The sequence below is a fragment of the Mycoplasma sp. AC1221 genome (assembly GCF_054353815.1).
In genome coordinates this window covers 91,353-108,377 of the sequence record NZ_JBTHHH010000001.1, presented here as the reverse complement: position 1 = coordinate 108,377, position 17,025 = coordinate 91,353, and the positions used below count along the sequence as shown (strand labels likewise).

General features: G+C 26.3%; 10 protein-coding genes. All 10 read right to left on the bottom strand.

Annotation, left to right across the window (positions count from 1 at the left end; all coding sequences use genetic code 4):
* Positions 1–203 (bottom strand): hypothetical protein (locus ACXYRK_RS00375; protein ID WP_458617462.1); only part of this gene is annotated, 203 nt, incomplete at its 3' end.
* Between the two features lie 144 nt (positions 204–347).
* On the bottom strand, positions 348–2,033 hold the full coding sequence (locus tag ACXYRK_RS00370) for an ABC transporter permease subunit (RefSeq protein WP_458617460.1): 1,686 nt from the start codon (positions 2,031–2,033) through the stop codon (positions 348–350).
* Positions 2,026–2,739, bottom strand: coding sequence for an ATP-binding cassette domain-containing protein (locus ACXYRK_RS00365; protein WP_458617459.1), 714 nt, complete (start codon positions 2,737–2,739; stop codon positions 2,026–2,028). Before ACXYRK_RS00365 ends, ACXYRK_RS00370 begins: the two co-directional genes overlap by 8 nt.
* 1 nt (position 2,740) lies before the next feature.
* Complete coding sequence (gene cypl / locus ACXYRK_RS00360) at positions 2,741–3,943, bottom strand: ABC transporter thiamine pyrophosphate-binding lipoprotein p37/Cypl (RefSeq protein WP_458617457.1); 1,203 nt, start codon at positions 3,941–3,943, stop codon at positions 2,741–2,743.
* Between the two features lie 142 nt (positions 3,944–4,085).
* Positions 4,086–6,491, bottom strand: coding sequence for an MAG1360 family OppF-related protein (locus tag ACXYRK_RS00355; RefSeq protein WP_458617456.1), 2,406 nt, complete (start codon positions 6,489–6,491; stop codon positions 4,086–4,088).
* 8 nt (positions 6,492–6,499) lie between these two features.
* Positions 6,500–7,513 carry an ECF transporter S component gene (locus tag ACXYRK_RS00350; protein ID WP_458597294.1) on the bottom strand — a complete coding sequence of 338 codons (1,014 nt, stop codon included), beginning with the start codon at positions 7,511–7,513 and terminating at the stop codon, positions 6,500–6,502.
* 145 nt (positions 7,514–7,658) lie between these two features.
* On the bottom strand, positions 7,659–10,151 hold the full coding sequence (locus ACXYRK_RS00345) for an MSC_0775 family lipoprotein (protein WP_458617455.1): 2,493 nt from the start codon (positions 10,149–10,151) through the stop codon (positions 7,659–7,661).
* A 17-nt stretch (positions 10,152–10,168) separates the two neighbouring features.
* Positions 10,169–11,071 carry an MAG4940 family membrane protein gene (locus tag ACXYRK_RS00340; RefSeq protein ID WP_458597296.1) on the bottom strand — a complete coding sequence of 301 codons (903 nt, stop codon included), beginning with the start codon at positions 11,069–11,071 and terminating at the stop codon, positions 10,169–10,171.
* Between the two features lie 257 nt (positions 11,072–11,328).
* Positions 11,329–12,261, bottom strand: a complete 933-nt coding sequence (locus ACXYRK_RS00335) for a hypothetical protein (RefSeq protein WP_458617454.1) — start codon at positions 12,259–12,261, stop codon at positions 11,329–11,331.
* Positions 12,262–12,270: 9 nt separating this feature from the next.
* Complete coding sequence (locus tag ACXYRK_RS00330; protein ID WP_458617452.1) at positions 12,271–16,938, bottom strand: hypothetical protein; 4,668 nt, start codon at positions 16,936–16,938, stop codon at positions 12,271–12,273.
* Between the last annotated feature and the right edge of the window lie 87 nt (positions 16,939–17,025).

Sequence of the window (17,025 nt, the reverse complement as noted above, 5' to 3'; positions counted from 1 at the left end):
TCACTAAATAAGAAAATTTTGCTGTTAGTATAAAAAATCATTAAAAGTTTAAATTTGAAATTTTTAATTACTTCTTTTGTTAATTTTGTATTTCTAATTTTGCAAAATTCAATTCAAAAAATATTTACTTCAATTTTAGATTTACAACTTTGATATTTTTCGATTCAAAATTTTCATTGTTCGTGAGTTAGGTGTTTTGCCATATTTTTACTCCTTTTTTATCAAAAAAATCGCCGGGGTGGTACCACCCCGGCGTCCTACTTTAATTATCTTAAAGTAGTTAATTTTTTATTTATTTTAAAAGTAAAATCTTAATTTTAAAATAAATTGTCTTTTGATTTAGTTTATTAATAAGTTTGAACTTGCTTTTTAAATCTTTTACACAACTTTTTATAGATGTTTATAACAAGTTCGCATAATCATTTTCATAATTTGTGCAGTAAAAATGTTTTATAAAGTAAAAATAATAATTCAAGTAGTACATAAATAAAGAAAGCCGGTAAAAAAGCAGGGATAATTTTTCCAAATTCTTGTTTTTCTTCATAACGACTTATATATGTGTAAATTATAATGTTAGAAAACACCCCATATGTTATGAAATTTCGATAAGTTCCTTCGCTCTCAAAGAGCAGTAAGGAAATAATAGCCTTTTTATACATAGGAAGCAAGATGTTTTTATAAATAAATCATCTGCTATAACCTAGTTTTCTTCAATGTTTAACTTTACTTTCATCGATTCGATTAATAACTTCTGAAAACTGCTTGCTCATAGCTCTAAATGCGATGATGATAACGGCTAAAATAATTGCAGTTTCAAAGTAAAAGATTGAATTAAATAATATAAAAAAGATTAAAACAGGGATTGATTTTAATAGCACTATAAATAATTTAAAAAAGTATGTTTGAATCGGTTTAAATAATTTTTCACTCATCAAGATTGCATATAAAATAGCCAGCAAGAATGCTAAATAAATCGCTATATAGGTCTGTTTGAAGATACTTCAGTAAGAATTATATATATTTGGATCTATAGTAACTTCTGAAAAATCAAAAATAAACAAGTTGTTAAATCATAATTTTAAAAACTCTATATTAACTTTTGTTTGTGATAAATCTACAAAACTTGTTATTATAATAGCGAAAAAAACAGCAAAAATAAGATATTTAAGGATTTTTTTATAATTATATGCTAATGAATATGGGGTTTTTTCTGATGGATTTTTAATTTTAGGTGAAACAAATAAAAATTTATTAAATAAAATTAAAATCCCCTCAAAAAAACCAACTAAAATAACAACAAAAAGAATACTTATTCCTAAATATTCAATTTTTTCCTTGAAAAAATTGAATACAAATCCGATTCCATAAATCCCTACTGAACCTAAAATAGAATTTCAACGGATATTAGATTCGATTGCTAATAAGGAGTTCATTATAAATTTGTTTTTGTTTGATAAAACAATATTGATATAAAAGCTTTTATAACGTGGCATTCCTAAATTAATATCTTGTCAGAACTTTTTGGTATTACTTGATTCAAAGATATCACAAAAATATCGATGCAATCATAATCATGTTGTGTATCAAAAAATCATAAACGCAATCATATCTTTTTGATAAGATGATCCGAATATCATTATTGGCACCAAAATCGGCATTGAACGTAATAAGATAATAGCAATTCGCACAATTCATGTTCATCAGTTTTTTCTTCATAAATTTAATGAACTAAAATAAGCAGTTATAAAAGCAAGCAAAAGTCCGACAAAGGTTCCACTAAAAACAGATTTAATGGTAATTCACATATATTTAAGATTTAAAATTCATAAATTTTCATTAATAAAATCAGGTGAATTAGAACGGAATTCAAAGAGATTTTTTAAATTAACCCAAAAAAGCTTTAAACCAATTTTTGATGGTTTGATGTTAAGTTGATATATAAATATAAATAAAATAATTAAGGAGGTTATTAATAGTGTTCATTTAGTTAAAGTTTTTTGTCAAACTTTAACTAAAAATTTCTTTTTAGTCAAAATATTTCCTTAGTTCATCAGGATCATATTCACCTTTATAATATATTTTTTGAATTTCTTGATCTTTAATTGCAATGATCTTGTCAATATATTTAACTGCATCAGAAAGGTTATGCAGTGCAATAATAATATATTTATTTTTTTTAATACTTTGCAGGTAGTCAAAAACTAGTTTGGCATTAGTGATGTCTAAATTACTAGTTAACTCATCACATAGGAGGATTTTAGTGTCGTTAAGGAGATTTAAGATGATAGCAAAACGTTGTTTTTGCCCAGCAGAAAGCTGTTCTATTGGTTTAAAAATAAATTCTGACATTCCAAAATGATTGCAAAGTTGAAAAATTTCTTCTTTTTGCTGCTTGGTGAAAATTCTAAGTCATTTAAATAAAGGATTTTTGTATTTTTTGTAAAAATGTTGTAAATTTTTATAAAAATCTAAAGAAGTTATTAAATTATCATCAGGAGCAATATAGATTATGTCGTTTTTATACTTTTTTAACTTGTTTTTAAGTATTTTAGCGCCATTGTATAAATAATAACCTGAAGTAATTAATTCAAAATCGAAAAAGGATTTTAAAATTGTACTCTTACCAGTTCCGCTTTTTCCGATTAAACCAACAATGCAATTGGTCGTGATGTCTAAATTGACATTTTTTAAGATAATTTTATCGGTATATTTTAAATCAACATTTTTAAAACGAATCATTTTAACCTAAGATGTTATCAACAATTGGTCAAAACTCAACATCAGGATTATCAATTTTACGATATCCATTGAATCCAACGGTTGGACCAAAAATATCTTTATCATTTTTGTATAAGTTTACAAATGCAGCTGTAACTTGATTAATTGCATCTGAACTTACATTAGGTCCAAAAACTCCTACATTATATGGTAAAACCTCTGTGACAATAAATTCTTCAAGTTTTTCATTCGGTCTAGTGCTTTGATTAATTTCATATGCATCATGTGGTTTATATTTGGTTCATGCTCACGATGTTTCATCATCAAAAAAGATGTGTTTTTTTGCTTCGTTAGGGTTGTTCATTTCTTTGATTTTACCCCCAATTAAGATGTTGTCTGGTGTTTCGGATGCAACTGTTGCTAGTGGTTTAAAACTTGCTCCAAAGTGTTTTTTAAGTAGTGCTTGTTGTAATAAGTATTTACCACCAGATGTGTTTTTACCGGTGACAATACCATATTTGATAAATTCATTTCAGTTTTTGCTATTTCAAGCTTGCTTGATTTTAGAACGAATATCATCAGTTCCTATCAATACTATTGAACCTCTTTGGTAAGGGACTAAATCTGTTTTAGCATTATATAATGATTGATAAATTTGTCCATCTCAATTGTAACCATTATTTTTGTCATCTCATTGAGATCTTGGTTTAGCATGAAAAAGTGTATCTTCATTTTTTGCAATTTTTCTTAAATCATCATCTTCAAGTCCATCGGTATAATGTCCGTGTGCTTTGGTAGTGAAATCATATGTAATATCACCATTAAATTGACGAGTAAGTGTTTGGATACCTAGTTTAAAACCAAGTTCTCCAACTTTTGCTTTATTTGATTGTAGATAACCAGCTGAAATAAAAGCAAAATCTGATGTACCTTTGGTTAAATCATCGAAAGTAGCTTTGTAATCTTCTTGGCCTCGGAAGATTACTTCAACTTTAACATTTGATTTTAAGACTTTGAGTTCATCGTTTAATGAATTTTCTAATTTACTTTTGTATTGGTCAAGTGTTAAATTTCCAAGTGCATATTGTTCAGGGGTTCCTAAACTTAATTTTACACTTTGGTTTTCTTGTTTATCTGCCTTAGTAGAAGTTCCACAAGAAACTGCAACTGATATTGATGCAGTTGATGTAAGAATTCCTAAACTAAATAATTTTTTGAATTTCATTTTTCTCCTATCTTAATATAGGACAGAAAAATTTTTAAGAAAGACTCACCACGCTAGCATTACCTAGATCGGCTCTTAAGAGTGTTTCTCAACCTACAAAAACTTGCAAGTACCTCTGCCCTTGCAAATATTATACAAAATTTTAAAAATTATCTAAATCATTACTTGAAATAATATATATCTGATTATTTCATTCATCGTAATCTAAAAAAGCATTTTCTTTATCATTATTCTCGCTATTGCTTGATAAATCAAATTCTATTTCATTAAAAACAGAAGTTAAGGAATATTGCTCAGAATTTTGGGTTTTATCAATAATTATGGTATCAAAATTTTGATTTATCTCTCCTTTTCCTTGTTGTTTGTATGTTTTTAAATTAGTATAGACTTGATGATTAATATTTGTATGTAAGTTTATTATATATTCATTGATAAAAAATGCATCAGTAGGCTCCTCGTCCATTATTTTGTGTTCATTAATAAGTTCGTTAGCAAATTTTGTAAAGGGCTTTGAAATAACTTGACTATAATCACCTGATTCAACAAGTTTGCGATCATTGAAAAGAAAAATTTCATCAAATTCGTTTTTCAAGATATTAAAATCATCGGTTGTATAAATATATGGAATCTTATATTTTTGTGAAAAGACATTTAAAACACGAATGAACTCATTTTTATGATCATTTGGAATATCATTTTTTAAATCTTTAATGATTAATAATTTACTGTCATCAACTCAATATTTGATAAGTTTAATTTTAATTTTATCAATGTTTTTTAAGTATTTAAAAGGGATTAAAAAGTTCTTTTGTGAAATTGATATATTTTCAAGTAATGAAACAAATTTTAACATCGCAATAATTTCGTTTAACAATGTTTTTGATAAAGGTTTTTTGTTACTGCAATACTCACTAATATGTTCTAAAAGATTAATCATCCACGGTTTTTTAATAAGTGAATTATAAAAGGAGCTAAGGTTTTCGAAAATATTAGTTGAATTTTCATCTTTATCTGTAATTGAATTAAATAAATAGGAAACCTTTTTAAATGATGTGTTAAATGACTTAATTACATTTTTTAAATTTATTGAAAACTGATTAATTTTGTTATTTTTGTGAGTTAATAAGTTATCAAAAATTTTGTTTTCAACATAATTACTTCAATCTAATTCGGCCGATGCTAACTGTAACTGTTGATTTAGATTTTTCATTTCAACTAAAAATTTGTGATTGTGAATTTGTTTATAATTGGTATTATCAAATTTACGAATTTTTGACTTGACATCGTTGATTTTATTAATAATCTTTTGATAATGCAGTTTTGAAAGTAAAGTGTAATGATCAACATTGATTTCTAATTCATATTCAATATAATTTTTTAGTTGTTCTTTTATTAATGAATGATTTTTTTCTTTGGTTTTATATCTATTATGAATAAAAAAATCTATTTTATTTGTTACATCGTTATAAAGAAGTTTTAATTCTTCATTATTTAAATAATATAGATTTTTCTTATTTTTTTTTCAAATAAATAATGACTTTCTTTTTGCACAGTAATCTTTATATAATTCAACAAAATCTGAGTGTTGTATATTTGCATATTTAAATTTATATTTTAAAAGTGATATTTCCTTATTTAAATTATAAATTTGCTGGTTGATAAACGTTTTAGAAGTGGTTTTTGTTGTTTTTAAAAACTTATAATAATAATTTATTTCAGTTTTTAAATCTCGTTTTTTAATTTCACCTGAAACTTTTGTAATTGATGTATTATTTATTTTTTGTAAATATTCGTATCTTTTTTTTAGTTCACTAATTTTTTCTTTTTGCAAGATAAAATTAGAATTTTCAAAGGTTGAAAAAACACTTTCGATATCGGATTTTAGTTCTTTCAAAAAGTCCACAAAGTATTTAAAAAGCATATTTTGATACTCATACAGGTTGTAGCGATATTTATAAATTATTTCTTCTAATTCTTTATTTAAAAGCAATTTACTACTTTGTAAAGCACTAATTTTTTTATCTAAGGTATCTTTCTCTCTCTTGTATTCTTGGTTAATGTTAATAATTAAAGGGATAAATTCTGTAATTCTTTTAAAGAAGAGATTTTTTAAAATAAAAGTATTTTGATTAGTGATGTTTGTGATTTTTTGTAAATATCAATCATATTTATATTCAGAATCTATGCAGGCTTTTCAAATCTCGTTGAATGGGATGCTTAAGTCCTTGTTATTACTTATTTTTGATACATCAAAAAAAGATATTTTGTTTAATATTTTCTTTTTATTTGTGATTAAATTAAAATTTTGTTGATTTTGATCATGAAAACCTAAAACAACTGACTTGTTTGTTTTAATAACATCTCATAGGGTCTCAAATGTTAAATTAGTATTAACAGCAGGAATAAAAAAAAGAGATGTATAGGAGCTAATTAAAAGTTTTGGAATGCTGATACTGAGTTTGTTATTTTTTTTAGATGTAAAAAAACCTTTTTGAAAGTCTTCAAATAAATTTTTAAGCACGAACAAAAACTTTGCATCATTGCTCATATATTCTCCTAACGATATGATAAATTACTGTTTTTATTAATTAATTTTGAAATAATCCCATATGTATAATAAATAACTAAGGTATTAAATCATATTTTTACAGGCCCTGTAAGAATGTGTTGAGTGATTCAAAAGAAAATATCTTTTTGTTCCCCATTACCTAATGAAATCAAGTCTGCATACGCTAAAACAGGAACATTTACAAGCTCCAGAAATGCACAAAAAACTACAATAGGAATCAAAGTTAAAAATGTTTCAGTTTTAAAGAAAAATCTTCCAAATAACACAAAGAAAATCATTAATGATGTTCCTGTACTCATTAATCCTAATAAAACTCAACGGTTTTTAATTATACCTTTTTCAATTGCCTCAGGTGAAGCGGCTGAAATAAACCAAGCAACCGAAGCGATTACTACTAAAAGCAGGACAATTGCAGTGATTAAATAGATATTTTTTAGATAATTATCTGAAGCAAGTTGATCAATATATTTCTTTTTATTGTTCAATTTTATCATTTTCATTGCTGATTTTTCGGCTTTTTTTATTTCACCATTTGCTTTAAATTGTAAATACTCCATCGCAAGAATACTTAATTTTTGTCCTATTCTTTGTAGTCTAAACTCCTTGCTAAATGCAGTTTTAAGAATTTGATTAAAATATATCCCAAGTAGTCCGGAAACAAAACCATTTAATGCAGTAGCAACTGTATACATTGGATTATAACCAGCAGGTGGAATAAATAATAAAGATAACAAATCACTTATGATTCCAACAAAGACCCCTACAACTGGTCCAAAGATAAAACCTGCTATTTTTACAGGTAATCCGATAAATGAAAATTTATATGTAGGTAAATTGACAACGGGTAAAATTTGAGCCACAACGATGGTAAAACTAACAGAAATTGCAATTAAAATAGCAACCATCACCATATTTTTAATGGTTCATTTTTTAAACAAACTAATTTCTTTTCAATTTTTACCTTTGACTGTATTTTTCACCGTATCAAAAAAGCGTTTCATATATTTATTTTATATTATTTTTATTGATGTTAAAATTATAAAAGTTTTTTACATCATATTTTTAATCATTTGATAATAAAACTGGATAATTATGCAAAAAAGTTTATTATTAAAATCTCCATTTGAAAAAGGAGATTTTATAAAATTATTTATTATCACTAATTCTAAAGAAGTCTTCGATATCAAATCTATAACTTTGTGGTCCTCTGATTTTAAATAGGATGTTTGGATCAAAAACTGATCTACGAATTTCAAAACCTTGGATTGGATTTGACACTCATCTTAATAATTCGCTTGGAACAGTATCTTTTGTTGGTGTCCCTGTGATAGGATCAACTTTAAAAATTGGTTTTTTACCCGCTTCTATGTCAGTGTTTCTTGCAATATATATCCCATCAACACGAGCAGTAAATGGATTAACTTTAGGATCTTGTGGGTTATATTTTTCAACACGTTCACCATAAAGGTTTGCGGATGTTAATGCTTTTTGAAAGTCGTTGTCGTTTGTCAATAATGTATTATTTGCATAAGTAGTTACATGCAAATGTGGCATTCAACCTCCGTTAGTTGCTGATGTTCCTAAATAAGCAAGTGTATCCCCTTTTTTAAAAGGTTGTGGGTGTGCCGGAGAAACATTATCTAAAATATCATATACTCTAGCCGACTTGTCTTTTCCAATTGTGATTGTTTTAGGTGATCAATTAAAGGTTTTATTGTTCATTGTCAAGTTAGCATCTAAGTGGATAAATCCGATGTATACTCAACGATCATCGTTTGTATCATAAGTTCCGAAGTATTCTTGTAGAATTTTAGGTGAAAGGTTAAGTTTTGTTAATTTAACTCTTGTGAGCATAACTGTTCCTACACCTTGTCCTGTTTTGATTTGTGCATATGAAAGGTGTGCATTATATACTGCGACAACTTCACCATCATATGGAGCGATAACTGGGGTGTGTTCTTTGGCTAAATAGTCTTCACCAACATGGATAGCGATCGGGGTTTTAACATCATCTAAATAAAATGAACGAGTTGAATCATAACCTCCTGAAAATAAGTTGCTTCCATAATCGTTATAAATTGACTGATTAACTCTTGATAAATCAGAATATGTAAGATGTCCAGCATGGAAGTTATATGCATGTGGATTTGCTTGCAATAAAGTGCTATCAAATATTTCAGCAAATTTACCTACTCCAATATGTTTTTGTAGTTTTACGATTTTACCATCATATATAGCAGTAAAAGTTAAATATCCATTGCGGTAATCAGTTGATTTAAATGAGTCTTTAAGGTATTTAAAATCATAGTTTATTGGTAAAATGGTAATATCTGAAACATTATCTTTAAATCCTTGTTCTTCAAAGTTTTGGTTATAAATATTTCAGTTTGCGGGTTTTGCTAATAAGTTTGCCCGAATTTTTTCATCACGTAATACTGTGTTGTCTTTATCAAATGTAAGGTTAATTATTTTGTTAAATCCTACATTTGCAAAAGGAAATTTTTCATATCCTTTTTGTGTATTATCATAACCATTTGCAATTCTGATTTTAACAGTTAACTGATCGATTTTCGGTGAGTGAGTAAAATTAACATCATCAATAAAAATTTTAATAATTTGTTTATTTTTATATGGACTAAGTAAATTAGAAAAATCTGGATATGTTAAATTAAACATCGATGCAAGTTGTTTACGATTTAAATCATCAAAACTATAAATAGCATTTGATTTATCATCGATTAATGCTTGAATTTTAGCAAAAGCAGGATCAGATTTATCTTTAATAGATATTTTAATTGCATCACCTTGTGTTAAATTTTGCAACTTTTTAGATAAATCATTTACATCTTTGTAATTTTTTTCATCACTTGTTGATAATTTTATTCCTTTAAGAACAAAATTAACTTTAGTTTCAGCCTTTAGATTTAAATTCTTTCCTGTTGCTTCAACAGGGATAAGAATTTTCATTGGAATTATGATGTCATTATTATTATTGATATCTTGGCGAATGTTGTGATAGTCATATTCATATGATAACTTAGCAGCTTGTTCATAAGTTACTAATTTTTTGTCTTTCAAGATTTGTGTAAATGCAGCATCGTTAAAATCAAGGTAATCAGTTATATAGTTGTTATTACTTAGGTTTTTAAAAGTTATATTTGATGCATTAGTATTAGCTTTAAATTGCAATACTTGTGAAGATACATCTTTATATTTAAAATAATCACTAATTCTTCTTAAAAATAATGTTTCATTAGTCAGTTTTGTTTTATTATCTGCATTCCCTTTGGCACGAAGTGCTTTAAGTTCAACTTGCTGTGGGTCTAGTGGTGTACCTGGTTTTGGTTCAGGATTGGTTTTTGGTTGTGTATTTGCTGCTTTTTGAATTGCTGCATTAATATCAGAAAAAATTGCACTAAGATCTTCAAGGGTGTTTGCTTGTCCGATTCTGTTTTGGAAATCCTGTTTTTGTTCAGGTGTAAGTTTATCAGAAGCAAGTGCTTTTGTAATTTCATCTCTTTTTTGTTGTTTTGGGTCAACTTCCTTTTTAACGGTCGCTTGGTGTGAACAAGCGATTGCAACTGGAGCAATTACAATAGGGGATAAAGACAAAAATAATTTTTTAAATTTTTTAAACATAGAGCCTTTCTTATAGATTAGAAATTAAGTTTCATTGGAACACTTTTGCCTATTTCAACTGCAACAATTCCGTAAATGAGTGGGATAATAACAGTAAATAAAAGTGTTGTGGTGATTTTTATAGTCTCTAATAACATTAATTGTTTTATTTGTTTTGTTTTTTGATCATTTGATTTGATACTTTTTAGATGATATAAAATTTCAATAACTATTAATAAATAAGCAATCACATTAAAAACTATATCAAAGGCAAAGAAACCAAAAAAACTTGAAATAAATAAAAAGATTCAAACAACTATTAATGTTATAAAAAGTTTGAAGTAAGGGTTTGTTCCATAATTTGTGTCGTTGATATAACCTAACATTGGAACGATAATAACAAAAGTTGTAATAAAAATAAATTCTTTGATAATATATTTTCATCAACTTTCATTATATGGATGTCTTACTTTTAATAAATCTCAAATTTGTAAAGTTTGAAAAATTTCTTTATATTCCTTACTTTTAGATAATGAATTTTTTACTAAGAAAAATATTCCAGCAAAAACAATTAATCCACCAAAAGCACCTGAAAATTGCCCGCCTATTAAATAGTAAACACCTTTATCTAATGTCCCTGCCTCACCTGTAGAAATGCTAAATCCTTGCAATCTAGTTTGTAAAATCACACTTAATGGATTTAGCTGTGGAAATGCAGGAACATTTGCGGTGAAGTATGATAAAGCTCATGGTATGATAAATGCTAAAAAAGTAGCTAATGTGAATCCGATGGTATTAAAAAGCTTTTCGTTTTTGGGTTTATGCATATATTTTATTAAAAGTCATAACAAAATAAAAAATACAAGTGTAAAAGAAGCGAAAAACTCAAATAGAAAAGCACTTTTGTTTCAATAAGTTGATAATAACTGTTTTGCTGTCATAATTTCCTTAGTTATATGTTTTATTGGTAAAGCATATACTTTGTATGAAAAAGTAAGTTATGAAAATAATAGCACAAAATTATACAAGTAAACTAAAAAGATTAAAAAAATAGCAATAATTAAGGTAAAAATTGCTATTTTTTTCATTTTTTAATTTTCACAAAAATAAATTTTATTAACATTATTTTGTGTAATATTTATAAAATATTTATAAATACGACTTTTTTATCTATATATAGTATTTAAACAAATTTAAATTATTTTTTAATTTTACTTTTTATGGTTAATGGTTTCATGATTCTTGATGAGAAAAAAATATTATCACCATCAGAAATTGATTCATCAGGTTTTTCTTCTATTTCATCTTTTGTTCTCAAGGATTTCATAATTCAACTCATCTCAGCAGGCTCTAAATTAGGGTCTAAATATTCCTTTACATTTAATCCATCAGATAAGCCTTCATAAATAAGATGTAATTGATTAAGACTATATGCATAGGGTTCAAAGTTATTTTCTTCTACAAACTTCTTAAACCTTCTTGTTATTTCGTATGATAATTCTTTATGTTCTTCAATATCACTAATTTCTCATGAAATATCTTTATGGATTATATTAATCTTTCTATTGATTGCTTCTCATTCTTTTTTTGCTGCATTATTCTTTGGATCATCAGATGATTTGGATATCTCTGCGATTTCATCATTATATTCTGATTCCATTTCAGTTATATTAGTTATGATGTAAAAGTAAAATTTTATTTCATTACCTAAATAAAGGATATTAAAGTTTGTTGAATTATTTTCTGATGTTATTTCAATTAAACCTCTATATTCGGTGTCATATTTTGTAAAATCTAATACCGAACTTAATAAATGTTCATGTGCAAAAACATCAATGGTGTTTTTATCTAAGATAATTTTTTTATTTTTAACAAACGATGTTTGAAAGAGTTTTTTATCAATTCTATATAATGTGGATACATTAATATAAACAGGAATAAAATCTAGTGAATTATTTAAGAAAATATCATATTCATTTTCAAAATCCCTAATACTTCTTCTAGTTTTATTACGTTCATAAGCCAGTAAAAAATATGTCATTCCTTTAAAATCAAATAATTTACAAAGAATTGCACCTTTTAATTTTGATAAAACAACTTTGTTTTCAAGTTCTTTTAGAGTTTTTTGCATTATACCTTCCTAGTTAGTCTTTTGATTATTTTTGATTGTTATGTCATCATCTCAATAAATATCTGTATATTTTTTAGGATATAAGAAACTATTGTGTTTGATATATTCATAAAATGAATCTTGATTAATTTTATTGTCTTTTGAACCGAAAACATTGCGTACTTGTCCAGCGAATAAGTGCGCTGAAATAGCTCCATCAAATGAATTTCATCCTTCGGTTATCAGACCTACTACATTACCTTTTTCATCGTATACACCACTACCTGATGCACCACCGGCTAAATCAATCCCTTCACGGTTGAATGATATCTTGGTTGATTTATATCTTGTTTCTTCATAATCAAAATCATTCATAAAGTATGGCATATACATTAATAAGTATTCTCGATAACGGATTGATTTAACCGTTTCAGGACCAATCGTTCTTTCACCAGGAAAGGAAGCAACATATCAATTTAATGCATCGAAATCTTGTAAGTATTTAACCTCATTACTGAGTTTTGTAGGTGCCAAGTTTTTTCAGTTTAAAATGTATTTAATTGATTCTTTTGTTTGTGCATCCATTTGAATTTTTGATAAATCTACTCCTTGATATTGCTCAAAAATAGATCTTAAATCAATTGTTGCAATTACTAAGTCTTGATTTGCTGCTTTGTTATCTTTTTGATATCTTCCTTCGTTATCAATGAAACTTCAGATATTATAGTAATCTTTGATCAGTTGATAATTATATTTATAATTTTCAAACGCATAAATTTTAGTCAATTTTCCATCTTGTACACTAGGACCAGTTTGGTATGTTCCTGCAGCAGGACGATCTAATAAAGTTGGAATGTAAAAACTTGTATGAGTATTTGGAACTGGAACATGCACAGCAACATGGTGGTTAGTCATTACATAGAAGCGATAATCATTATCATCATCTGGTTTAACCTTACCAATTAAGTTTCAAGTTCCTACACTGATTCTAAATGCACGTTGTCGCATTAAGTCAGCAGCATCTGATTTATCTTCTTTAAATAAACGTTTTGATTGTCAAGTTTTTATATCATCAACTGACATACCTGGAGAAAAGCTAAAATCATAGTTTTTATTTATATTTTCATTTAGGTATGATATTTTTGGATTAAAGTTTGATAATGCATCAACTTTATCTGAGTTGTATTCGATTTTAACATTTTCATTTGTATGAATTACAGCGATTCTAGCAGGCCCGATGAAAACATTTTTTTCTAAACCTATATTATGTGTGGCTATATCTTGGGTAAAATTATAATCTTTATCCTTAGAAATTACTTTTAAGGTAATAGTATTGTTAGAACTATCATAATATAAATTAAAACTAAATTTTGCATTTATTTTATTATAGTTGTGTTCTTGAACAGCTTGTGAAGTAAAAATTTGATAAAAATAAAAGTTTAAGTTCTCTAATTTACCAGTTTGCTTGAGTTTGGTTAAATTAAAAGGTAAACGAACTGTTGAATTTATTGTGTAAGCATAGTATAAGTCATAATTTGTGCGATCATGTAATTCAAATTCAAAATCAAACATCATTAATGATTCATTTTCAGGAATTTGATCAAGGTTTTTAAAATTAGATAATTTCTTAGTTAATGAAGTGGTTTTGTTTGAATTATCAATGTTAAATAATTTTGCTTTAACTTGTTCTCTTGGACCAAAAAGTTGAATTTTTTTGGTTTCTGAATTTTTGTTAAATTTATATACAATCGGGTTTGGATATGCTTGATTTAAAAATTCACGATCCTTGATGAATGTATAATCGGATAAATATTCTGAAACAGATCATAGATTATATAAACTAAAATCAACAGTATCGTTTGCGTCATTTGCTAGTCATTTTTTTCTTAAATCATAGCGACTAAAATCATTTGTGGTTCTGCGTTCAATTCCGTTTGCAGAGAAATTATTTTGATCAACACTTGCATAATTAAAATGATATGCCAGTGTTTTTTGTAGGTTTGCAGCAACATCAATAGTAGCTAATTGTTTATAGGTAACAGGTTTTACGATCCGGACTTTTTTTAGTGTATATTTAATATATTCATTAAAATTAGGTAGTTCAAATTTTCATAAATCATCAAATCTTACCATTATGTGCTTTGTGGGTTCAAATCCTAATACTAATTGATTATCATAGTTTTGTGTTTCTTTTTCAAACATAAAATCAAAGTACATATTTTTTAGGTATTTTAAGTTATGTGAATTAAAATTAAAGAAAGCAGAGGCATAAACTTTTTTAGTATTTTGATCCATATAATAATTAAAATCACTTAAATTATTATTTTCAATTGTTGTTATATTAAATTGGTATTTTTTATCTTCACTTAAATCAATAAATCCATCATTTAATAAAATATTAGTTATAACATATGAAATATTTGCATTTGAAAGTTGATTTATATCAAAACTTGCAATATTATTATTAATTGTTGGGGTTATAGTTCGAATAAATGGAATATTGTGATCAATTCCTTTAACTATAAAACTTAGATTATTAGCATTTGTAACATTAGAATTTAATGTAACATTCACTTTTTGAGCATTTTGATCAACTGTTATTGAATTAATATCATATGTATTTTTACTTGAATCAAAATTAATTTCAGTTAATGGTAAATCATGTATTTGTGTGGTGGTGCTAGTATTATAAACAAATGATACAATTTGATCACCAGCTAAAATGGTTGCATGATAATCATCAATTCTTCTAGTAGCAGTTACTTCAACGATGTTATTATTGCGTCATACCTTTAATTTTGTATTATTTAGATATGCTAAACGATCTGGATAAGTCTTCTTCCGAACTTTAACAAATACATCGATGTTATTACCTGTTTTAGGTTGTATTGAAATGCTTCTGATGTTTGCATCAACAGTAGTATCAAAATTAAATGTATATGGATGGATTCCAAAACTACTATTGAATGTTTTAATACTTTGATTGTTGTCATCTATCAATCCAATTAAGTCAATTGTCGCAGAGTGATCATATGGTATTTCATATAGATAATGATCATATTTCATTGAGGTTGCTGATATACTTTCTTCGACATTATTCTTACGAATTTTTAGTGTGTATGCTTTTGCAAAAGAGTTAGGAACTAAAAAATTTAATCTGTATTTTTGATGTGTAGAATCATATATATAACTTTTTAATTGAGCAAATGTACTATTATTTTGCTTGTTTTCGCTTGTTTCTTTTTGAGTAAAATAATCACTATGATTTGTGTTGTTTGATTTAATACTGTCCAAAGTTAATTGATCACTTGTTTTGCTAGTTGCTGTATTTTGTAAATCATAAACAACAGGAATGTTATTTTGTTTAATTGCACTATATTTAGGTTCTAATAAAGCATTCGATTGTATTTTTTGATTTGGTGTTGTAAAAGTTTTATTATTTTGGAAAGTCATGTTTACATTTAATGGATTTGAACTACCTGCATCAGAATAAAGACTTACACCTTTAATAATATATGTTGTGTTCGGATCTAGGTTTAAAAAACTGATTTGTTTATGTTTCAAACTCGATCTAAGTGATCTATATTCTTGATTTTGATCGCTTGATTTTACCACTTTTAACTCTATATAACCATTAAAATCAGAATTTGTATTAAAACCTAACACATAACTATCTTGATTTTGACTTAGATTATCATTAAAAGTTACATTTATATTTAATGAAGGTGTATTAAATTCTGGATAATTATTAATTGAAATGTTATCAAGCTTAGAAAGTTGATTTTCGCTTCCTTGTTCAAAGAAATCTATTGATTTAATGCGATATTTACTATTAAAATCAAGATTATTAAAACTAAATGAAAGATTTTTATCATTTATAGTAACAATATTTGATGTAATATCTTGGTTAATAACTTGATTATTACTGTCTATTGGATTTACTGTAATTAGTGCAAATTTATTTGCTAAATCTTGATCTGAATCAAGTTTTAGCAAAACATTGAATTGATTTTGGTAGCTAACACTGCTAACAGTTGCATTAATATCAATTTTTTGGTGATTATTTGGATTTTGATTTTCAGAACCAGGATTTTGTTCTTTGCTTTCTTCGTGTTCTTTATCAGGCATATTGCCAGAATGTGGATTTTGTGGATTTTCTGATCCTTTTTTATCATCTCCATCACCATTTTTTCCTTGTTGGTTGTTACCATTTTCATCTTTGCTACCATTTGATTCTTGATTTAAAGTTGTAAATGATAAAGAGCGATTATCAACTGTATTTAAAAAACCAATCTTATTATTATTTTGCAACAAATTATCTATTTTATAAGTTGTATTAGGACTTAATCCATCGATACTTACTCTTACACGATTACTGTTTATATTCACATTTTGCACTATATTTCTTATTATAGAAGTCTTCAAATCCATAAGAGCAATTTTTAATTGATCATTTTTATGCAATGTCGCACTAAAATAAAGTTCAATAGCAGCAGAATTATCAGTTACATTATCAACTGTTATATTATTTACTTTTAAAGTGTTTTTATTTTCATCATTTTTAGGATTATTTTTTGGTTTTTTTGAACCATAATTGCCATTATCATTTGATGTACAAGCTGATGCAATTGTAGGAAGTAAAATAGCAGAAGAAATAAATAATTTGGAAATGAAGCGTTTATATTTTTTATTTTTCATAATAACCTCTTTACATGTTATTTTAAGTATACAAAAATATTAGCAAATTCTACAGATTTTATTATTCATTTTACAAAAACCTGTATG